Here is a 15,649-nt window from a genome sequence, read left to right as displayed (position 1 = left end):
CTGAAGAGTTATTTGCGCTATGAACATTTTTTTTAAATCAGGTTGGATTATCAGTCTTTTAATATCTATCGCGCTGCCAGTAAACGCCGCTGGAGGAATAGCACTTGGCGCAACCCGGGTTATTTATCCTGCCGGGGATAAGCAGACCTCGCTTTCTATTTCTAATAGCGATGGAAAAGCACGTTTTCTGGTGAATTCATGGGTGGAAAATAGTCGTGGAGAAAAAGAAAAAACGTTTGTCGTGACTCCGCCGCTGTTTGTTAGCGAGCCGGAAAGTGAAAACACGCTGCGTATTATCTACGCCGGGCAACCGTTACCCGACGACCGCGAATCTCTGTTCTGGTTGAGCGTAAAAGCGATTCCATCGGTGAGCAAAGAGAATGCCACAGACAAAAACGTGCTGCAGTTGGCTGTTCTCTCTCGCATAAAGCTATTTGTTCGCCCGAAAAGTCTATCGGGGTTAACAGAGGATGCGTCTGCGAAACTGCAGTTTTCGCGTCTCGATAAACACCTGAACATCACTAATCCCTCCGCGTATTACATCACTCTGGTGAATGTTCATATGGGCAAACAGAAGCTCGACAATGTCATGGTTGCGCCTAAAGGCCGTGCTCAGTTGCTTATTCCGCCTGATGCTCAGGGCGGAGTGACTTTCCAGACGGTGAATGATTACGGCGCGCTGACGCCGGTGAAAACCGTTGGTCTGCCATAACAAAGACAAATGACAGGGATGCCTATGAATAAGCGCACGTCTCCTTCAGCTTACTCACGGCTGGCGTTGTCGCTGCTGGCGGTGTTGCACCCGACGATGAGCCGCGCTGAGAACTACTTCAACCCGGCGTTTTTATCAGAGGATGCCGCTGCCATTGCCGATTTATCACGCTTTGAAAAAGGTAACCAGCCTCCGGGCGTTTATCGGGTGGATATCTGGCGCGACGGCGAATTTATCGCCACCCAGGATCTGCGTTTCGATATTGCCCATCACGGGGCGACGCCCGCTTCCGGTGGTCTGATGCCATGCTTCACGCTCGATTTGCTCAATCGGTTGGGCGTTAATATTCGCGCTTTTCCGGCGCTGCTCACCGACAAAGGTGACGCCTGTATCGATATCACGACCGCTATACCGGGGGCTGAAGCTGTTTTTGATTTCTCAGCAATGCGGCTGAATATTGGGTTACCCCAGGCTTCGATGCTGAACAGCGCACGCGGTTACATTCCTGCCGAGGAGTGGGACGAAGGCATTACCGCCGGGTTGCTTAACTATAGCTTTACAGGGAGCCACAGCACCGGCAGCAATAACGGTTTTCTGAGCTTACAAAGCGGGCTGAATTATGGCCCATGGCGGTTGCGTAATAATGGTGCCTGGCGCTACAGCAGCAGCGGAGCGGAACACACCCGCAGCTGGAAGACCATCGGAAGCTGGTTGCAACGTTCCCTTATCCCGCTGAAAAGCGAGCTGGTGATGGGCGACAGTAATACCGGCAGCGACGTGTTTGATAGCCTCGGTTTTCGCGGGGTACGCCTTTACTCTTCCGATAATATGTTTCCCGATAGCCTGCAAGGTTACGCGCCAACCGTACGCGGCATTGCGCGCACGCCTGCCAAATTAACCATCCGCCAGAACGGCTATGTCATTTATCAGAGTTATGTCTCGGCGGGTGCTTTTGTGATTTCTGATCTGAACCCTACCTCATCCAGCGGCGATCTGGACGTTACCGTCGATGAGAAAGATGGCCGTCAACAACGTTATACGGTGCCGTATTCGACGGTGCCGATCCTGCAACGTGAAGGACGCTTTAAATATGACCTCGTGGCCGGGAATTTTCGCAGCGGCAACGATCAACAATCTTCCCCTTCTTTTGTTCAGGGGAGCGTGGTCGGCGGCCTGGCGGGCGGTTACACCGCCTATGGCGGAACCCAACTGGCAAAGCGTTATAACGCCTTTGTGCTGGGGGCTGGCAAAAACCTTGGCGGCTGGGGGGCGATATCGCTCGATTTTACCCAGGCACGCAGCGAACTGGCGGATGGCAGCACGCATCAGGGGCAATCGTTGCGCTTTTTGTATGCCAAATCACTCAACCAATATGGCACCAACTTTCAGCTACTCGGGTATCGCTACTCAACGCGTGGGTTTTACACGCTGAGTGATGTCGCCTATCGCCGCATGGAGGGTTATGAGTATGAAGATCAGGACGAAAGTGAGGGGAGACGGAAGCCAAAACCGGTGCTTGTTAGCTATCACAACCTCAACAACAACAGAAAAGGGCGCTTTCAGGTCAATATCTCGCAAAACCTGAGGGATTACGGCTCGTTGTACATTTCCGGCAGCCAACAAACTTACTGGAACAATGTTAAGCCCAGCAGTTGGTATCAGATCGGTTACGCCAGCGGCTGGCGGGGGATAAGCTACTCGCTTACCTGGTCGTGGAACCGCTCACCCGGCATCAATAATACGGATCGTATTATTGCGTTGAATCTTTCCGTACCGTTTAGCGCTCTGAGCGGGCAGCGCTTCAGCCGGGGAAGCGCGCTGGATCATACGTATGCCAGCCTTAACGCTAGCCGTAACAGCAACGGACAAAATAGCTGGCAGAGCGGGGTTGGCGGCACCTTACTTGAAGGACGTAACCTTAGTTACATCGTAAGCCAGGGGCACAGCAGGACAAGTGGTTACAGCGGCAGCGCCAGTGCCAACTGGCAGGCCGGCTGGGGCACGCTCGGCCTCGGTTATAACTACGATCCCTATCAGCACGAATATAACTGGCAGCTTGGCGGTGGCGTGGTCGCGCATGCCGAAGGGGTAACTTTTGGCCAGCCGCTTGGCGATACCAACGTACTTATCAAAGCGCCGGGCGCGCAGGGCGTGCGGGTGGAAAATCAGACCGGGGTGCAAACCGACTGGCGAGGCTACGCCATCGTCCCTTATGCCTCCGTTTATCGATACAACCGCATTGCGCTTGATACCAACACGATGGATAACCACACCGATGTGCAAAACAGCGTCAGTAGCGTCGTCCCCACGCAGGGCGCGCTGGTCCGTGCCAGCTTTGACACCCGGATTGGTGTACGCGCACTGATTACGCTGATGCGCGGCGATCGCCCGGTGCCGTTTGGTTCGGTGGTACGTGAAACCGACAGCGGCGTGACCGGCATGGTGGGCGAGGACGGACAGGCGTATTTAAGTGGTTTGCCATTGCAGGGTGAACTGCTGGTGCAGTGGGGAGACGGCACGCAATCGCGCTGCCTTGCTCGCTACTCCTTACCGGAAGCCAGCCTGCAACAGGCGGTGGTGATGACAAGCGCCCGTTGTGAACAAGGATGATTTTATGAACAAATTTCATGCACTGCTTTGCGGCTTGTTGTTACTGGCAGCGACGTCGGCGCAGGCCACAATTTGTGTGAACGCGAAGGGCATACCGACAGATATCTATTATGACCTGTCGAACCTGTTTACCAGCGGGAATAACCATGTTGGTGAGGTGGTGACGTTGCCGGAAAAATCCGGCTGGGTTGGCGTCCAGGCTATCTGTCCTGCCGGCACCAAAGTGAATTACACCTACCGAAGCTATGTCTCTGACTTGCCGATACATACCATTGATGGCGGTTACAAATACATGAGGTTAAACGATTATCTGGAAGGGGCGATGAGCATCACCGATGATTACGCCGGCATCTTTTTCCCGCCGAGAAATTTTATCCGCATGGGAACACACCCCAACGTACCCAATCAGAAACCTTTTGGTGTAATGGACTCGAAGCTTATCTTTAAACTTAAAGTGGTGCGGCCGTTTATCAATATGGTGCCGATCCCGCGCCAAACCATGTTCAGGGTATATGTCACCAGTACGGACATCGATGCCCTCACGGTACCGGTCTATACCATTAGCTACAGCGGCAAAGTGGAAGTGCCGCAAAGCTGCAAACTCAATGCAGGCCAGGTCGTTGAATTTGAGTTTGATAAAATTGGCGCCGCGCTCTTTAGCCAGGCCGGGCCGGGGAACCGCCCGAACGGCGTTGATCCGCAAATTAAAACCGTGGCAATAGCGTGCACCAATGTTGACGCGCAGGCCTATCTTTCGATGCGTCTGGAAGCGGAAAAAGCCAGTGGGCAGGTAATGGTTTCTGATAACCCTGATGTGGGGTTTGTCGTGGCTGACCGTGAGGGCAATCCGCTTACCCCCAACACGCTGGGTAGCAAAATCCCTTTCCAGCTTGATGACAACGCCGCTGCGCGTGTTGATATCAGTGCGTGGCCGGTCAGCGTCACAGGTTTCAAACCCGCCGAGGGCGATTTTGTGGCGCGGGGCTATTTGCGCGTTGATTATGATTAAGGAGCCGTGATGTTTATCAAACCACGCCATGTCATGCTCGTTGGCTGCTGGCTGAGCCCGTTTGCGATCGCCGATACGCCGCTTGGAGAAATCAACATTCAGTTACGCGCAACGGTAGTGGACTTTACATGCTATGCCGAGACGGCCGACAACGACAAAACGGTGCAATTAGGACGTTGGCCAACCAAACAGTTGCAAAATGCGGGTAATACCACGCCACTGGTACCTTTTAGCTTGCGGTTAGTGGGGTGCCCGCCAGGTAGCGCATCGATCACCTTTTCGGGGAAAGCCGCCAGCAACCCGGCACTGCTGGCGTTAAAAGATAGCGTGATGGCACAGAAAGTGGCTATTGAGCTGCGCGACAGAGATCGCACGCCGCTAGCGCTGGCGACAGCCAGCCAGGATATAGCCGTGGACAGCAATGGCAATGCAACGCTGCAGTTCTACGCCAATTACATCGCGCTGGCAGATAATCCTGTACCCGGTACGGCAAATGCCGATGCCACTTTCGCGATTAATTACTATTAATTTTATTTTCAATAAAGCATACGCCCGGTAATCTTTTCCCGGGCGTATAGTGCTATAGCAGTTCGTGTGATTTGGCGTAATCAATCAACTCGACGATGGTATGCACACCGAGTTTCGAAAAAATATTCGATTTATGGGCGCTGATCGTCTTGTTGCTTAATAAAAGCTGTTCCGCAATTTCTTTGTTCGATAATCCGTTGGCGAGGTAGCGTAATACCGTTACTTCTCTATTAGAAAGCGGCATGTCCCGCTGTTCTCCTTTCTTTTTGCCCGGTTGGTTTATATAACTCAGCGTCTCAGATGGGAAGAAAGAGTACCCGGCAAGAATCATCTTTACGGCGTTATAAATATCGTTAAGCTCTTTCCGCTTACTGACAAAACCATTAGCGCCAGCGCGAATGGCTCTTGCAGCATAGAACGATTCAGATTTTGATGATAAAAAAAGCACATTGACATCTTCTCGTATCGCCTTGATTCTTCTCAATAAAGTAAAGCCATCTGTTTTAGGGAGTTCAATATCCAGAATAACCAGATCAACGGGAAGCGTACGGATATAATCCAGTGCCGCACGGCTATCATCCGTTTTTAATACCACTTTAACATTCTGGTTTTTCTCTAAAAGCACTTCTATCGACATCCTGACAATAGGATATTCGTCCATAATGATAACGGAAGCCGGTTTCATCTTTTTGCCTCAGATTGTTTTTTTAACGCCACGCCTTTGCGTAAATGCGATAGACGTCGAAAAGGTAAATGTAACTTCAAGTATTCTATGAGGAAAAATAATTCCCTTGAAAAACCGATAGCATCCTTACTCGCCAAGTTATTTTCATTCGTCATTTACGAACGCGGGGAATATCAATTACGTGCTAATACAGAGAGATATCGTAATTATTAATAAGTTACTGTAATTATACCTGGGAAGTTCTGGCAGAAAAGCGTTAAGAGTTCATGAAGGCTATTTCTAAATATGAAGTTCTGAGAGCAATAATAGGTGATTGAATATTTGGCATGATAGCTTGCTGATTTTGATAAGCATGGTTTTTTACGCTTTTTTTAATGGTTAAAACAATTTAATTATTTGATTGTTTTTTTATTGTTAATCGCTGTTATCGCAATTTCATTGCTACAACGCTGGATAACAACGTACGCCTTGGGTGGAATCTGAGTGGATTTTAAAAAAAGACAGTACCAGGAATAGTTGTAATTGTTGGTTTTATGTAAAAAAACATACCCGGCAAGAAAAATTGACTAAGTAATTTCTTAGATAAGGAGGATGGCAACGCCTGTTATCCCCAATAGTGATTAGCATCTATCGTTAAGCGGTGCAGTAAATGAAGCAAACTTTGACGATCGGGCAACCCAAGTTGCCTCAGTTGTAGGTTGAGACGATAAACCATGCGATGGTAAGGCAGATTGAGTAGCTGAGCGACATGTTTCAGCGTTTTTCCTTGCGCCAGCGCGGTGAACATCTGCCACTCTACCGGCGGAAATTTGCGCGAAACATCAACAGGTGAGGCAGGAGCCAACAGCGCCTGCCTGAATGGCTTGACGGGGAGATCCCGTTTTATTACGCGAAAGGGACCAGCCGCGCGCAGGAAATTGAACAGTGGCGCGTCGCTTTTTGTCGCTAACAGATAGATATGAAGTTTGCGATTGTGCGAAGCGAGCTGCCGCAGGGTTTCCAGGGCGCTAAAACGCGATGTGAGCAGGCTCTCCATATCCACGATCAGGTGCGAGAGATGCGGCTCCGCGAACCGATGATGTGCTGAATCAAGCGATGAAAACACGGCGTTGCGTTTACCGGAGAAGAGCCCCCTGTTCCAGGCATAGCTGAGAAAACTATCGGTTGAAATTAATATCTGGCTGATGATGCATTCAGGCAGGGCGAAACTGAGCTGCTGAGTAAGGTGTTCCAGCCTGTCAAACACCGGCGGCGGATATTCCCGATAGGGTAAAACCCGGAAATCGGGCCTGTGGAGGCGATTTTTTTCCCGGCGGATGAAAGTTCGCATTTTCCCTCGCAAACGTATTTCACTTTTCGTGACCGAAAAGTGTTGGCCAAAAAAAGCCATGCGCAAACTGCGCATCCGGCTGTTGTGCTGTTTCGCGCCATGTAATGGATGCCATATGAGCAAAATGACTGGGCTGGTTTATGCCCGGTTTGAGAATCTCGGGCGTATAAAGGCGCTGCCAGGTTGCCGTTTTATCAACCAGTAAGCTGGAAATATGCAAGCCTGTATCAGCAAAAGCCTCTGGCGCTTCCCGGGTGCGATTGTCCGGAAAAAACGCGACACCAGAAGAGTGAGGTTGTCTGACGGTGTGGTGGCAATGGATATGTTGCGCGCCACAATGCACCGAAAAAGCCTGTAAGTTCAAAGAGTCAACCGCTAAATCAGGGCGATATACTATCAGGATGTCCATAAATGAGATGGTGTAAGACTGAGAGTGAAGTGGCAGATTAAGCAAGGATTGGCGTGTTGATCCCGGCAATGTTAAGTTTCGCGTCTGGTCGTGTAATAACCGCAGCGCAAACGAACTGTAATCGCGTTCAACCCTGTTTCCGGTCGCGGGAATAGCTGGCTGACGGTTAAGCATCCCATCACTATTATCGCGCTGTATAATCGGTTTTGATTTACATTGGTAACCCCGGCCTTGTTTGTGTTTTGCTCTATTTGTCACGTATAGGCTCCATTACATTAGTTAATGGAAACATTTTGTCCTTCACAAAGCGGGGGATATAGGCGCGAATACTTAAAGAGACATGGGACTTTTCCCAGGAAGCGATCAGGATAAGTAGAAAGACCAGGTCTTTTCGGGCATAAATGGGACAGGTGTTGCGAAAATGCGCAGCGTCGTTCACTAAGCAAGCAACCAGCGGAAAATACATTGACTCACCAGGCGCTGACCGTATAATTCCAGGCGTTTCCACCTCAACGGTGAGCATCCACATAATGCGCCCTTAGCTCAGCTGGATAGAGCAACGGCCTTCTAAGCCGTAGGTCACAGGTTCGAACCCTGTAGGGCGTACCATTCAGAATCAACGCATTACGTTTCCTTCACTTTCTCCTCATTTCCGTTGTGGGACATATTTGGGTCATCAGGCCCGAAAATGAAATCAATCTGCTTCGCGTGCTCTGTTAAATGGTCAGGTGACAGGTGAGCATATCAACGTGCTGTTTTTAAGCTTTCCCATCCCTCTATTTATCGAAGAACAGATAACGGCACTCCGGGCCGTATTAACCCGTTAGTCTATGCGTCTAAGGTATCGAACTGAAAATCCTTGATGGCGTTCAAACTTGCATGCGCGGCTATCATGGACGCTCTTTTTTCGGACTGTCGGGTCAGTGAAGCAGCAGGCCTGTTTCCTGCCTTTGAGTGCGCGAACCCCCATTTCTGATCATAACAACCATGACAACACAGCAAGAGAAAAAGCGGAGAAGAAAGGATGGTGACTTCCCCTCCACCTTAGGATCCAGTCTGGGAGAGAGGTTAAATCTTTGCTCCTATAATTCTCGAGGCAATCGCTTTCGCTGCTTCAAGCTTTGCTTTCCCTGCTTCAGAATGCGTGCCAGATTCAAATGCTTTGAAGTTAAGCTGAATGTTCTCTGCGGCTTTCTCGATGAACACTTGCGGCAACTCTGAGCAAATGGACTGAAAAATGATTTCATACGCTAAAGCACGACACTGCAGGTCATTAATCGCGTCTTCTACTGGCTTCATAACCTCTCCTTAAGAAATACTGTGGCGCTCACCGACAAACAAGGAATGTTCTGTCGCGAATATCGGTGTGATGTGAATATTTAATATCGTTCAGTTAGGCAAATAAAACCAGTGGAGCCACGGCCAAACCGGATCGGGATAACATCAGGACGGCGTATCAGGTCGGAGTAGCGTCAGAAGATTGCATCACCGTCGATATGTCAGGTTCTCCCGGTCAAGGCTGATGAACCAGATCTGCGGGATGATTTCACCCCCAGCGAGCGAATCGAAACATCACCCATCCATTAACCGGGCTGCAAGGTGAGCTGCGCTAATAGCTACTTGAGTTGGGGGGCATAGGCAGGCTTTACGCATTGCGGCTGGCTCTGTCGGGCATGTGGATTTACAACAAACGGGTCAAGGGAAAGAGATGGCCCGGTGGCAGCGTAAATAAAAGGCCGGAGGTTTATTTTTCCAGCCTTATGATTAATAAGCGAATTGTGTTAAATTTTATCGGACGCGCCCTTTAACGCTTCTATATCAATTTCCGCGTCGTTTGTTTCAAGCAACTGAGTTAACTGAATAAGATTGTTAAATTCATTCATCAGTAATTCTGCGTCTGATTTCAGTGGAATATCAGCCGCATCAAGCGCTGCATTAATTGCTTTTTTTACATTATCAAGCATTTCATTCATGCCACCGTTTTTGCCAAGTGTCAGCAGTAATGCCCCGATAAGTAAAGATTGAGCTTCCACTTTAGCTGCGAGTAGCTTGGCTTCCGCATCCATTTTCGAGATTTTTGCAATCACACTGAGTATTAAGTTTTTCATAAGTGCCCCTGTTATTAGCCGCATCACCCCTGAATATATTATGGTCGAGATTTCTATAATGAAGGATGAAATAGTTTTGTTGTGGTTATACATCCTTCCGGCATCAGGCTGGCCAGATGTCTGGTTGAATTCATTGATACTCAAAGCGTTATTGATAAGGCACCAACGGCACCTACTGATGCGGTAATCACGACTGGGGCGACAACATTGAGAGCAGATTCTACGCGGCTTAAAGGGTGTGCGATGCTTGCACGGTGACGGCTGATACGCTTTGTGATGTGAGCAACACGGTTAATGAGGGTAACAACCACTCGGCTGATGAAGTGTCTGGACAGTTCTGCGGCTTTACCCATACCAACGCTCTTTGCATGCCGGCCTGCGATTACTGCTGCACAATTATGCTGGCGTGATTCAGGCCGAAATGATTGCCGTGACTTTCGCTTGTCAGGACCGCCCAAGTTGATAACCGGCCCTGATATTTCGACCGGTTTCTCAACGTAGCTCGGTTTTAAGCGAAAGCGGCCTTGTCCTGATGGAAGATCTTACTGCAGTGCGGGCACATTAACGCTGCGCCTTTCTGGACTCGGGAGAAGCTGTGTTCTGACTGTTGTGAACAATGCGGGCAGGTGCATTTGGTGAGGAAGTTGCGATTGTTTTTTGAGTCTTTGCGTTGTGGCATAGAGTATTTCCTGATAAATGGCCTGCAACCATACACTATCCCTGAACATATTGCCCGCACTCCTTTTCCGCAGAGCCAGAATCGTGTGGCTTGTTTATGCTGTCGCTCGATGATGGGATCGCCACAGGAATGAATTGCAACAACGTCCTGCTGGTTATACGTTCTGCGAAAAGTTTATACGTGTCGGCAAAACAGCGTATCAGAGCCAGGGTAAGAAAAAGGCCCGCATACGCGGGCCGTAAAGAAAAAGGAAAGCTATCAAGCCTGATGTTCAATGGCTTTTTGTGTATTTTCAATGGCAATTTTGCGTGGTTTTTCGCTCTCGGGAATTTCCTGATAAATGGACACCTGCAATATGCCATTTTCAAGTTTTGCGTTGCTCACTTTAGTATGTTCCGGAAGCGAAAAGCTCAGACGGAAATCCGCGCGGCGAATACCTTTGTATATCCAGCCCTGCTCATCATGAGATTCATTTTCCGCGCGTTTACCTGATACATTTAATACCCCGCCGACGGTCTCGATTTCGAGTTCGTCTTCTTTCCAGCCAGGGACGCTTACGTGTAACTGATAATTGCTTGCATCGACTTTTTTCAGGTCATAAGCAGGTAATGATGCCACCGGCGAGTCGCCGGTTAACTGGCTGAAAAGCCGGTCGATACGATTGAAGCGGTCAGCAAAAACAGAGTCAGTGAAACCGGGGAGTGCTGACAAGGTTTTGAGTGCCATAACTTAACCTCCTGAATAATCCATTCAAAAGTTCAACTTAAAGGCAAGCTTTGCTTGTCCGCTTATATAAATAATTCCTGCAAAGGTTTTTTCAAGGCCACAAATAAAAATTTTTTTGCCTGTATCGAACCGACGAATTGCATGGTTGAGTACCCCTGAAATGGCCGTTGGCATGAAGAAAATAACGGGCCTGTAATAGGAGGGAAAAGAAGCCGTTAATACAAAATTGCTCCTGCCACTGGGTTTTTACGTGAGCCGCAGAGGGAGCCGTTCGGGAGGATATAACTTTTCTGTACGCTATTTCATTTCAGCGAAAAGGGGAATTATCTTGATAAGAAAAGACCCTCAGGAATAGGAAATCCGGGCTGCTCCTGAGGGATGCAAATGCATATTCGTTACGTTTATTAGTTTGCTAATTATTAACCTGACGGCAATGAGATTGTTCTCATTTGTAATCGATTTCTGATAGATATTGGCTCTCTATGTAATTGGTTTAATTAATGCTTTTTGAACTGGCAGAGCGACAGAAAGTAACTATAGTTAACGCGCTATCATCGTTAACCCTATTTTCCCTGGTGATGTTCTTCTACCGCTCTGTCCGAGCGGTTTTTTTTGCCCGGATTTTAGCTAACGCGCAGCGCGATAAACGCTTCTTCTCAAACGACATCATAAGCGGGTGAACAACCGGGCAACAATACCGGCGCTGTAATCGCACTCTTTGCCTTCACGTTTTCGTATTTTCAGTGCCGCTACTCGGCAGGTATCTTCTTTACGACGCTCACAAAACCCGATCCCTTGTCCGATAACCCTTCTTATCGTTATGCTTTGCGCCATGTTGTCTATTTCAAACACTCGCCATAACGTCGTTATACGAGGCTGCTCGCACGCGTTTACGTTTTCATCCCCTCGCTTAACTGTGTATGCTTGGCCTTTGCTGGTAAATCCGAAGGAGAAAGTAATGTTAGAAGGATATTTTGATCTTGATGGCGCGACAGGGGATGAGGCGGTAGAAAACAGAAAGCGCTTATTAGCTGTACAGGCAGCGCTGGAAATTTCAAAAGCGGCGGTTTCGGCAACCACGGCCAACGCGGGCATTCGTAGCCAGATGGATTTACGTAACGTCTCGCAAGAAGTCTCCACTCTCGCCGATGCGATTCAGGATGCGTTAGAGTCTGACCTGTAAACATACCGCCTGAGGGCGGTTTTATTGTTTCCTCTCTCTTTCATTTCCCACGGCTAATTACAACTGCCGGAACAGGTTTGAACATCCCTGACACTTTCTGACGCTTTCTCTTTCAGTATGTTGCCTGTTAACTCTCGCTTGAAAGGTATAGGCATGATGGGAAAAAAGTTAAGCGTAGCCTGGTTTTTTCTTCTTTTGACGTTCGCCTCGACTGCAAGTTCGGCGGCACCCGCTTTCCCGCAGATTCACGGGCAAAATCACTATATACGTCATGGCGCTGGAGAAGGGGATATTGCAGAAAATCCTGATGAGCATGTACAGGAAACGATTGAGCGATTCTTTTCCCATAAATATTAAATAAGCGACGTGTCCACGCTATTAATTGGCGCGTGATAGAAAATCAGAATATAACCTGCGGCAAAAAATGAATCGCCACAGGTCTTTTTTTGCTGGCGACAATGTTGATAGTGGAAATTACTATTTCTTCCCAGTGAGTTATTGATTTGGAATAACGGAGATATTTATGGCTACCATGTCTGACTGGCAAAATGTCGCGAATAAAGAGCTCAGTCGCAAGGGAAAACGCGTTGAATCGCTGGTCAAACTGACGCCAGAGGGCATTGCGATTAAGCCTTTATATACTCCTGACGATCTGAACGCGCTGGAAATCACCGGCACGCTACCGGGGCTTCCGCCTTATACTCGCGGGCCGCGTGCCACAATGTATACCGCCCAACCGTGGACGATACGCCAGTACGCCGGGTTTTCAACGGCCAGGGAGTCGAACGCGTTTTACCGGCGTAATCTTGCCGCCGGGCAGAAAGGGCTTTCCGTTGCGTTTGATCTGCCAACTCATCGGGGATATGACTCGGATAACCCGCGCGTAGCGGGCGACGTAGGAAAAGCGGGTGTCGCTATCGATACTGTGGAAGATATGAAAATACTCTTTGACAATATTCCGCTGGATAAAATGTCGGTATCGATGACGATGAATGGTGCGGTTTTACCTATCATGGCGTTTTATATTGTTGCAGCGGAAGAGCAGGGCGTTCCTCCTGAAAAATTAACCGGTACTATTCAGAATGATATTTTAAAAGAGTATCTCTGCCGCAATACCTATATTTATCCACCTAAGCCATCGATGCGGATTATTGCCGATATTATTGCCTGGTGCTCTGCCAATATGCCGCAATTTAATACGATTAGCATCAGCGGTTACCATATGGGAGAAGCGGGAGCTAACTGTATTCAACAAGTGGCGTTTACCCTCGCGGACGGCATTGAATATATAAAAGCCGCGCTCTCCGCAGGCTTGAAAATTGATGACTTCGCGCCGCGCCTCTCTTTCTTTTTCGGTATCGGCATGGATCTGTTTATGAATGTCGCCATGCTGCGCGCAGCCCGCTATCTATGGAGCGAAGCCGTTAGCGGGTTTGGCGCGACCAATCCGAAATCGCTGGCGCTGCGCACCCATTGCCAGACATCCGGCTGGAGCCTGACAGAACAGGATCCCTACAACAACATTGTTCGCACTACCATTGAAGCGCTGGCAGCGACGCTTGGCGGCACTCAGTCTCTGCACACCAATGCGTTTGATGAAGCCCTGGGGCTACCGACAGATTTTTCGGCGCGTATTGCGCGTAACACGCAAATTATCCTGCAGGAAGAGGCGGAAATTTGCCGCACCGTCGATCCGCTCGGCGGTTCCTATTATGTCGAATCTCTGACCGATCAAATCATAAAAGAGGCGCGGGCAATCATCCGTCGGATTGATGATGCCGGAGGGATGGCAAAGGCTATCGAATCGGGCTTGCCAAAACGCATGATCGAGGAGGCTTCCGCACGCGAGCAATCTCTTATCGACCAGGGTAAACGCACTATTGTCGGTGTTAATAAATACAAGCTTGATAAAGAAGCCGTTACGCCGGTACTGGAAATCGACAATGTGAAGGTGCGTAACGAGCAAATCGCCGCACTTGAGCAGATCCGCGCCACGCGTGATTCCGCTGCCGTTCACGATGCGCTGGCAGCGCTGACCCATGCCGCCCAACACAACGAAAATCTGCTCGCTGCGGCGATTCATGCCGCACGATTGCGTGCGACGCTTGGTGAGATTTCCAGTGCGCTGGAAGCGGCGTTTGACCGCTACCTTGTTCCCAGCCAATGCGTTACGGGGGTGATCACGCAAAGCTATCAGCAGGACAGCGAAACGGCGGCGGAATTCGACGCCATCATTACGCAAACACAACACTTTCTTGCTGAGCATGGTCGTCGTCCGCGCATCTTGATTGCGAAAATGGGGCAGGATGGGCACGACCGGGGGGCAAAAGTCATTGCCAGCGCATATTCCGATGTGGGTTTTGATGTCGATCTCAGCCCTATGTTTTCTACACCGCAAGAGATTGCCCGGCTGGCCGTGGAAAATGATGTGCACGTGGTTGGTGCATCGTCGCTGGCGGCAGGTCATAAGACGCTTATTCCTGAATTAATTAATGAGCTAAGAAAATATGGTCGTGAGGATATTTGCGTGATTGCTGGCGGCGTGATCCCGCCACAGGATTATGACTTCCTGCGTGAACGTGGCGTGGCAGCGATTTATGGCCCAGGTACGCCGATGCTGGAAAGCGTGCGCGATGTATTGAAGCGGATTAGTCAGCGCCATGATTAATGAACAAACCCTTGATGAATTCGTTCGCCGGTTATGCGCGGGCGATCGCGTCGCGCTTGCACAGGCTATGACGCTGGTGGAAAGCCAGCTTTCACGGCATCAGAGGCTGAGCCAGCAATTGCTGGACACGATTATGCCGGCGACAGGTAGGGCAATACGCATTGGTATCACCGGGACACCCGGAGCCGGAAAAAGTACCTTTCTTAATACCTTTGGCATGATGCTCGTTGGCCAGGGAAAGCGGGTGGCGGTTATTGCGGTCGATCCCAGCAGTCCACTCAGCGGCGGCAGTTTGCTGGGTGATAAAACCCGTATGACGGAACTGGCCAGAGCCGATGCGGCGTTTATTCGGCCTGTGCCTTCCGGCGGCGCTACGGGGGGGATCAGCCTGCACGCTGGCGAATTGATACTGCTGTGCGAAGCCGCCAATTACGATGTGGTGATAGTGGAAACAGTCGGGGTTGGCCAGTCTGAAACGGAGGTCGCAGGCATAGTCGATTGCTTCGTTTCGCTGCAAATCGCTGGTGGTGGAGATGAGTTGCAAGGCATCAAAAAAGGCATCATGGAAATGGCCGATATCATTGTTATCAACAAAGATGATGGCGACAACCGCGCGGCAGTTGCCATCGCCCGGCAAATTTACGACAGCGCGCTTGCTATCGTTCGCCACAAATATCCGCCGTGGCGACCAGCGGTGTTGTGCTGTAGCGCACTGGAAAAGCGCGGTATAGAGGATGTGTGGCAGGCAATTGTTCATTTCTACGACGTGATGACAAAAAATGGTTATCTCAAGTTATTGCGCCAGCAGCAGACCGTGACGTGGCTACGAAAACAGGTTGAAGAAGAGGCGGTGCGTCAGCTTTATGCCCACCGCGCTTTCCGTGAAGATTTCAACCAAACGCTAGATGAGGTGAAAAATCATCAGCAAGCACCGCGTACAGGTTTACAGCACATCCGTGAATACCTTCAGCATCACTATTTTGCACGGTAAAAAGGAATTGA

General features: G+C 49.6%; 15 protein-coding genes and 1 tRNA gene. 9 read left to right on the top strand and 7 right to left on the bottom strand.

Annotated features, from left to right (window positions below):
- Positions 1 to 19: 19 nt before the first annotated feature.
- The 4 genes from fimC to sfmF are packed head-to-tail and all read left to right on the top strand — an operon-like array spanning position 20 to position 4,859.
- The gene (fimC, locus tag O3S68_RS11385) at positions 20 to 712 is read left to right on the top strand and encodes a type 1 fimbria chaperone FimC (protein WP_269231534.1); all 693 of its coding nucleotides are present in this window, start codon (positions 20 to 22) and stop codon (positions 710 to 712) included.
- Positions 713 to 736: 24 nt separating this feature from the next.
- Complete coding sequence (locus tag O3S68_RS11380) at positions 737 to 3,322, top strand: fimbrial biogenesis usher protein (RefSeq protein WP_269231533.1); 2,586 nt, start codon at positions 737 to 739, stop codon at positions 3,320 to 3,322.
- Positions 3,323 to 3,326: 4 nt separating this feature from the next.
- On the top strand, positions 3,327 to 4,331 hold the full coding sequence (gene fimH / locus O3S68_RS11375) for a type 1 fimbria D-mannose specific adhesin FimH (protein ID WP_097406240.1): 1,005 nt from the start codon (positions 3,327 to 3,329) through the stop codon (positions 4,329 to 4,331).
- Between the two features lie 9 nt (positions 4,332 to 4,340).
- Positions 4,341 to 4,859: a fimbria assembly protein gene (gene sfmF / locus O3S68_RS11370; protein WP_097406239.1), complete on the top strand. Its 519-nt coding sequence runs from the start codon at positions 4,341 to 4,343 to the stop codon at positions 4,857 to 4,859.
- 52 nt (positions 4,860 to 4,911) lie between these two features.
- Here the strand turns inward: sfmF and fimZ are convergent, their stop codons facing one another.
- The 3 genes from fimZ to O3S68_RS11355 form a co-directional block, all read right to left on the bottom strand.
- A complete protein-coding gene (gene fimZ, locus O3S68_RS11365; RefSeq protein ID WP_020456855.1) occupies positions 4,912 to 5,544 on the bottom strand; it encodes a fimbria biosynthesis transcriptional regulator FimZ in 633 nt (210 codons plus the stop codon).
- 604 nt (positions 5,545 to 6,148) lie between these two features.
- Positions 6,149 to 6,934 (bottom strand): fimbria biosynthesis regulator FimY, encoded by a 786-nt coding sequence (gene fimY / locus O3S68_RS11360; RefSeq protein WP_269231532.1) that lies wholly within the window; start codon positions 6,932 to 6,934, stop codon positions 6,149 to 6,151.
- Positions 6,894 to 7,541: a hypothetical protein gene (locus tag O3S68_RS11355; RefSeq protein WP_269231531.1), complete on the bottom strand. Its 648-nt coding sequence runs from the start codon at positions 7,539 to 7,541 to the stop codon at positions 6,894 to 6,896. Before O3S68_RS11355 ends, fimY begins: the two co-directional genes overlap by 41 nt.
- Before the next feature lie 274 nt (positions 7,542 to 7,815).
- Here O3S68_RS11355 and O3S68_RS11350 point away from each other — a divergent pair.
- Positions 7,816 to 7,892, top strand: a tRNA-Arg gene (locus O3S68_RS11350).
- A gap of 459 nt (positions 7,893 to 8,351) precedes the next feature.
- On the opposite strand, the gene O3S68_RS11345 is transcribed toward O3S68_RS11350, so the two are convergent.
- From O3S68_RS11345 to O3S68_RS11330, 4 genes are all read right to left on the bottom strand, one after another.
- Entirely contained in the window at positions 8,352 to 8,582 is a 231-nt protein-coding gene (locus O3S68_RS11345; RefSeq protein ID WP_020456859.1) for a hypothetical protein, read from the bottom strand.
- A gap of 482 nt (positions 8,583 to 9,064) precedes the next feature.
- Complete coding sequence (gene iraP / locus O3S68_RS11340) at positions 9,065 to 9,391, bottom strand: anti-adapter protein IraP (RefSeq protein ID WP_020456860.1); 327 nt, start codon at positions 9,389 to 9,391, stop codon at positions 9,065 to 9,067.
- Between the two features lie 508 nt (positions 9,392 to 9,899).
- The gene (locus tag O3S68_RS11335; protein WP_216848957.1) at positions 9,900 to 10,070 is read right to left on the bottom strand and encodes a YnfU family zinc-binding protein; all 171 of its coding nucleotides are present in this window, start codon (positions 10,068 to 10,070) and stop codon (positions 9,900 to 9,902) included.
- Positions 10,071 to 10,328: 258 nt separating this feature from the next.
- Positions 10,329 to 10,796, bottom strand: coding sequence for an Hsp20 family protein (locus O3S68_RS11330; RefSeq protein ID WP_020456862.1), 468 nt, complete (start codon positions 10,794 to 10,796; stop codon positions 10,329 to 10,331).
- 958 nt (positions 10,797 to 11,754) lie between these two features.
- Here O3S68_RS11330 and O3S68_RS11325 point away from each other — a divergent pair.
- The 4 genes from O3S68_RS11325 (at position 11,755) to meaB (ending at position 15,638) form a co-directional block, all read left to right on the top strand.
- Positions 11,755 to 11,979, top strand: a complete 225-nt coding sequence (locus O3S68_RS11325; protein WP_269231530.1) for a hypothetical protein — start codon at positions 11,755 to 11,757, stop codon at positions 11,977 to 11,979.
- A 153-nt stretch (positions 11,980 to 12,132) separates the two neighbouring features.
- Positions 12,133 to 12,336, top strand: a complete 204-nt coding sequence (locus O3S68_RS11320; RefSeq protein ID WP_020456863.1) for a hypothetical protein — start codon at positions 12,133 to 12,135, stop codon at positions 12,334 to 12,336.
- 166 nt (positions 12,337 to 12,502) lie between these two features.
- Positions 12,503 to 14,647, top strand: coding sequence for a methylmalonyl-CoA mutase (gene scpA, locus O3S68_RS11315; RefSeq protein WP_269231529.1), 2,145 nt, complete (start codon positions 12,503 to 12,505; stop codon positions 14,645 to 14,647).
- Positions 14,640 to 15,638, top strand: a complete 999-nt coding sequence (gene meaB / locus O3S68_RS11310; RefSeq protein ID WP_269231528.1) for a methylmalonyl Co-A mutase-associated GTPase MeaB — start codon at positions 14,640 to 14,642, stop codon at positions 15,636 to 15,638. Before scpA ends, meaB begins: the two co-directional genes overlap by 8 nt.
- The last annotated feature ends 11 nt before the right edge of the window (positions 15,639 to 15,649 follow it).

Origin of the sequence: Kosakonia sp. SOY2, assembly GCF_027109175.1 — a bacterium.
Lineage (GTDB): Bacteria > Pseudomonadota > Gammaproteobacteria > Enterobacterales > Enterobacteriaceae > Kosakonia.
The sequence above is the reverse complement of the archived record's forward strand: the minus strand, read 5'-3'. Positions and strand labels throughout refer to the sequence as shown.

Coding starts and splice junctions, on each gene's coding strand:
- fimC (WP_269231534.1), top strand. CDS start 20: ATGAACATTTTTTTTAAATCAGGTTGGATTATCAGTCTTTTAATATCT.
- O3S68_RS11380 (WP_269231533.1), top strand. CDS start 737: ATGAATAAGCGCACGTCTCCTTCAGCTTACTCACGGCTGGCGTTGTCG.
- fimH (WP_097406240.1), top strand. CDS start 3,327: ATGAACAAATTTCATGCACTGCTTTGCGGCTTGTTGTTACTGGCAGCG.
- sfmF (WP_097406239.1), top strand. CDS start 4,341: ATGTTTATCAAACCACGCCATGTCATGCTCGTTGGCTGCTGGCTGAGC.
- fimZ (WP_020456855.1), bottom strand. CDS start 5,544: ATGAAACCGGCTTCCGTTATCATTATGGACGAATATCCTATTGTCAGG.
- fimY (WP_269231532.1), bottom strand. CDS start 6,934: ATGGCTTTTTTTGGCCAACACTTTTCGGTCACGAAAAGTGAAATACGT.
- O3S68_RS11345 (WP_020456859.1), bottom strand. CDS start 8,582: ATGAAGCCAGTAGAAGACGCGATTAATGACCTGCAGTGTCGTGCTTTA.
- iraP (WP_020456860.1), bottom strand. CDS start 9,391: ATGAAAAACTTAATACTCAGTGTGATTGCAAAAATCTCGAAAATGGAT.
- O3S68_RS11335 (WP_216848957.1), bottom strand. CDS start 10,070: ATGCCACAACGCAAAGACTCAAAAAACAATCGCAACTTCCTCACCAAA.
- O3S68_RS11330 (WP_020456862.1), bottom strand. CDS start 10,796: ATGGCACTCAAAACCTTGTCAGCACTCCCCGGTTTCACTGACTCTGTT.
- O3S68_RS11325 (WP_269231530.1), top strand. CDS start 11,755: ATGTTAGAAGGATATTTTGATCTTGATGGCGCGACAGGGGATGAGGCG.
- O3S68_RS11320 (WP_020456863.1), top strand. CDS start 12,133: ATGATGGGAAAAAAGTTAAGCGTAGCCTGGTTTTTTCTTCTTTTGACG.
- scpA (WP_269231529.1), top strand. CDS start 12,503: ATGGCTACCATGTCTGACTGGCAAAATGTCGCGAATAAAGAGCTCAGT.
- meaB (WP_269231528.1), top strand. CDS start 14,640: ATGATTAATGAACAAACCCTTGATGAATTCGTTCGCCGGTTATGCGCG.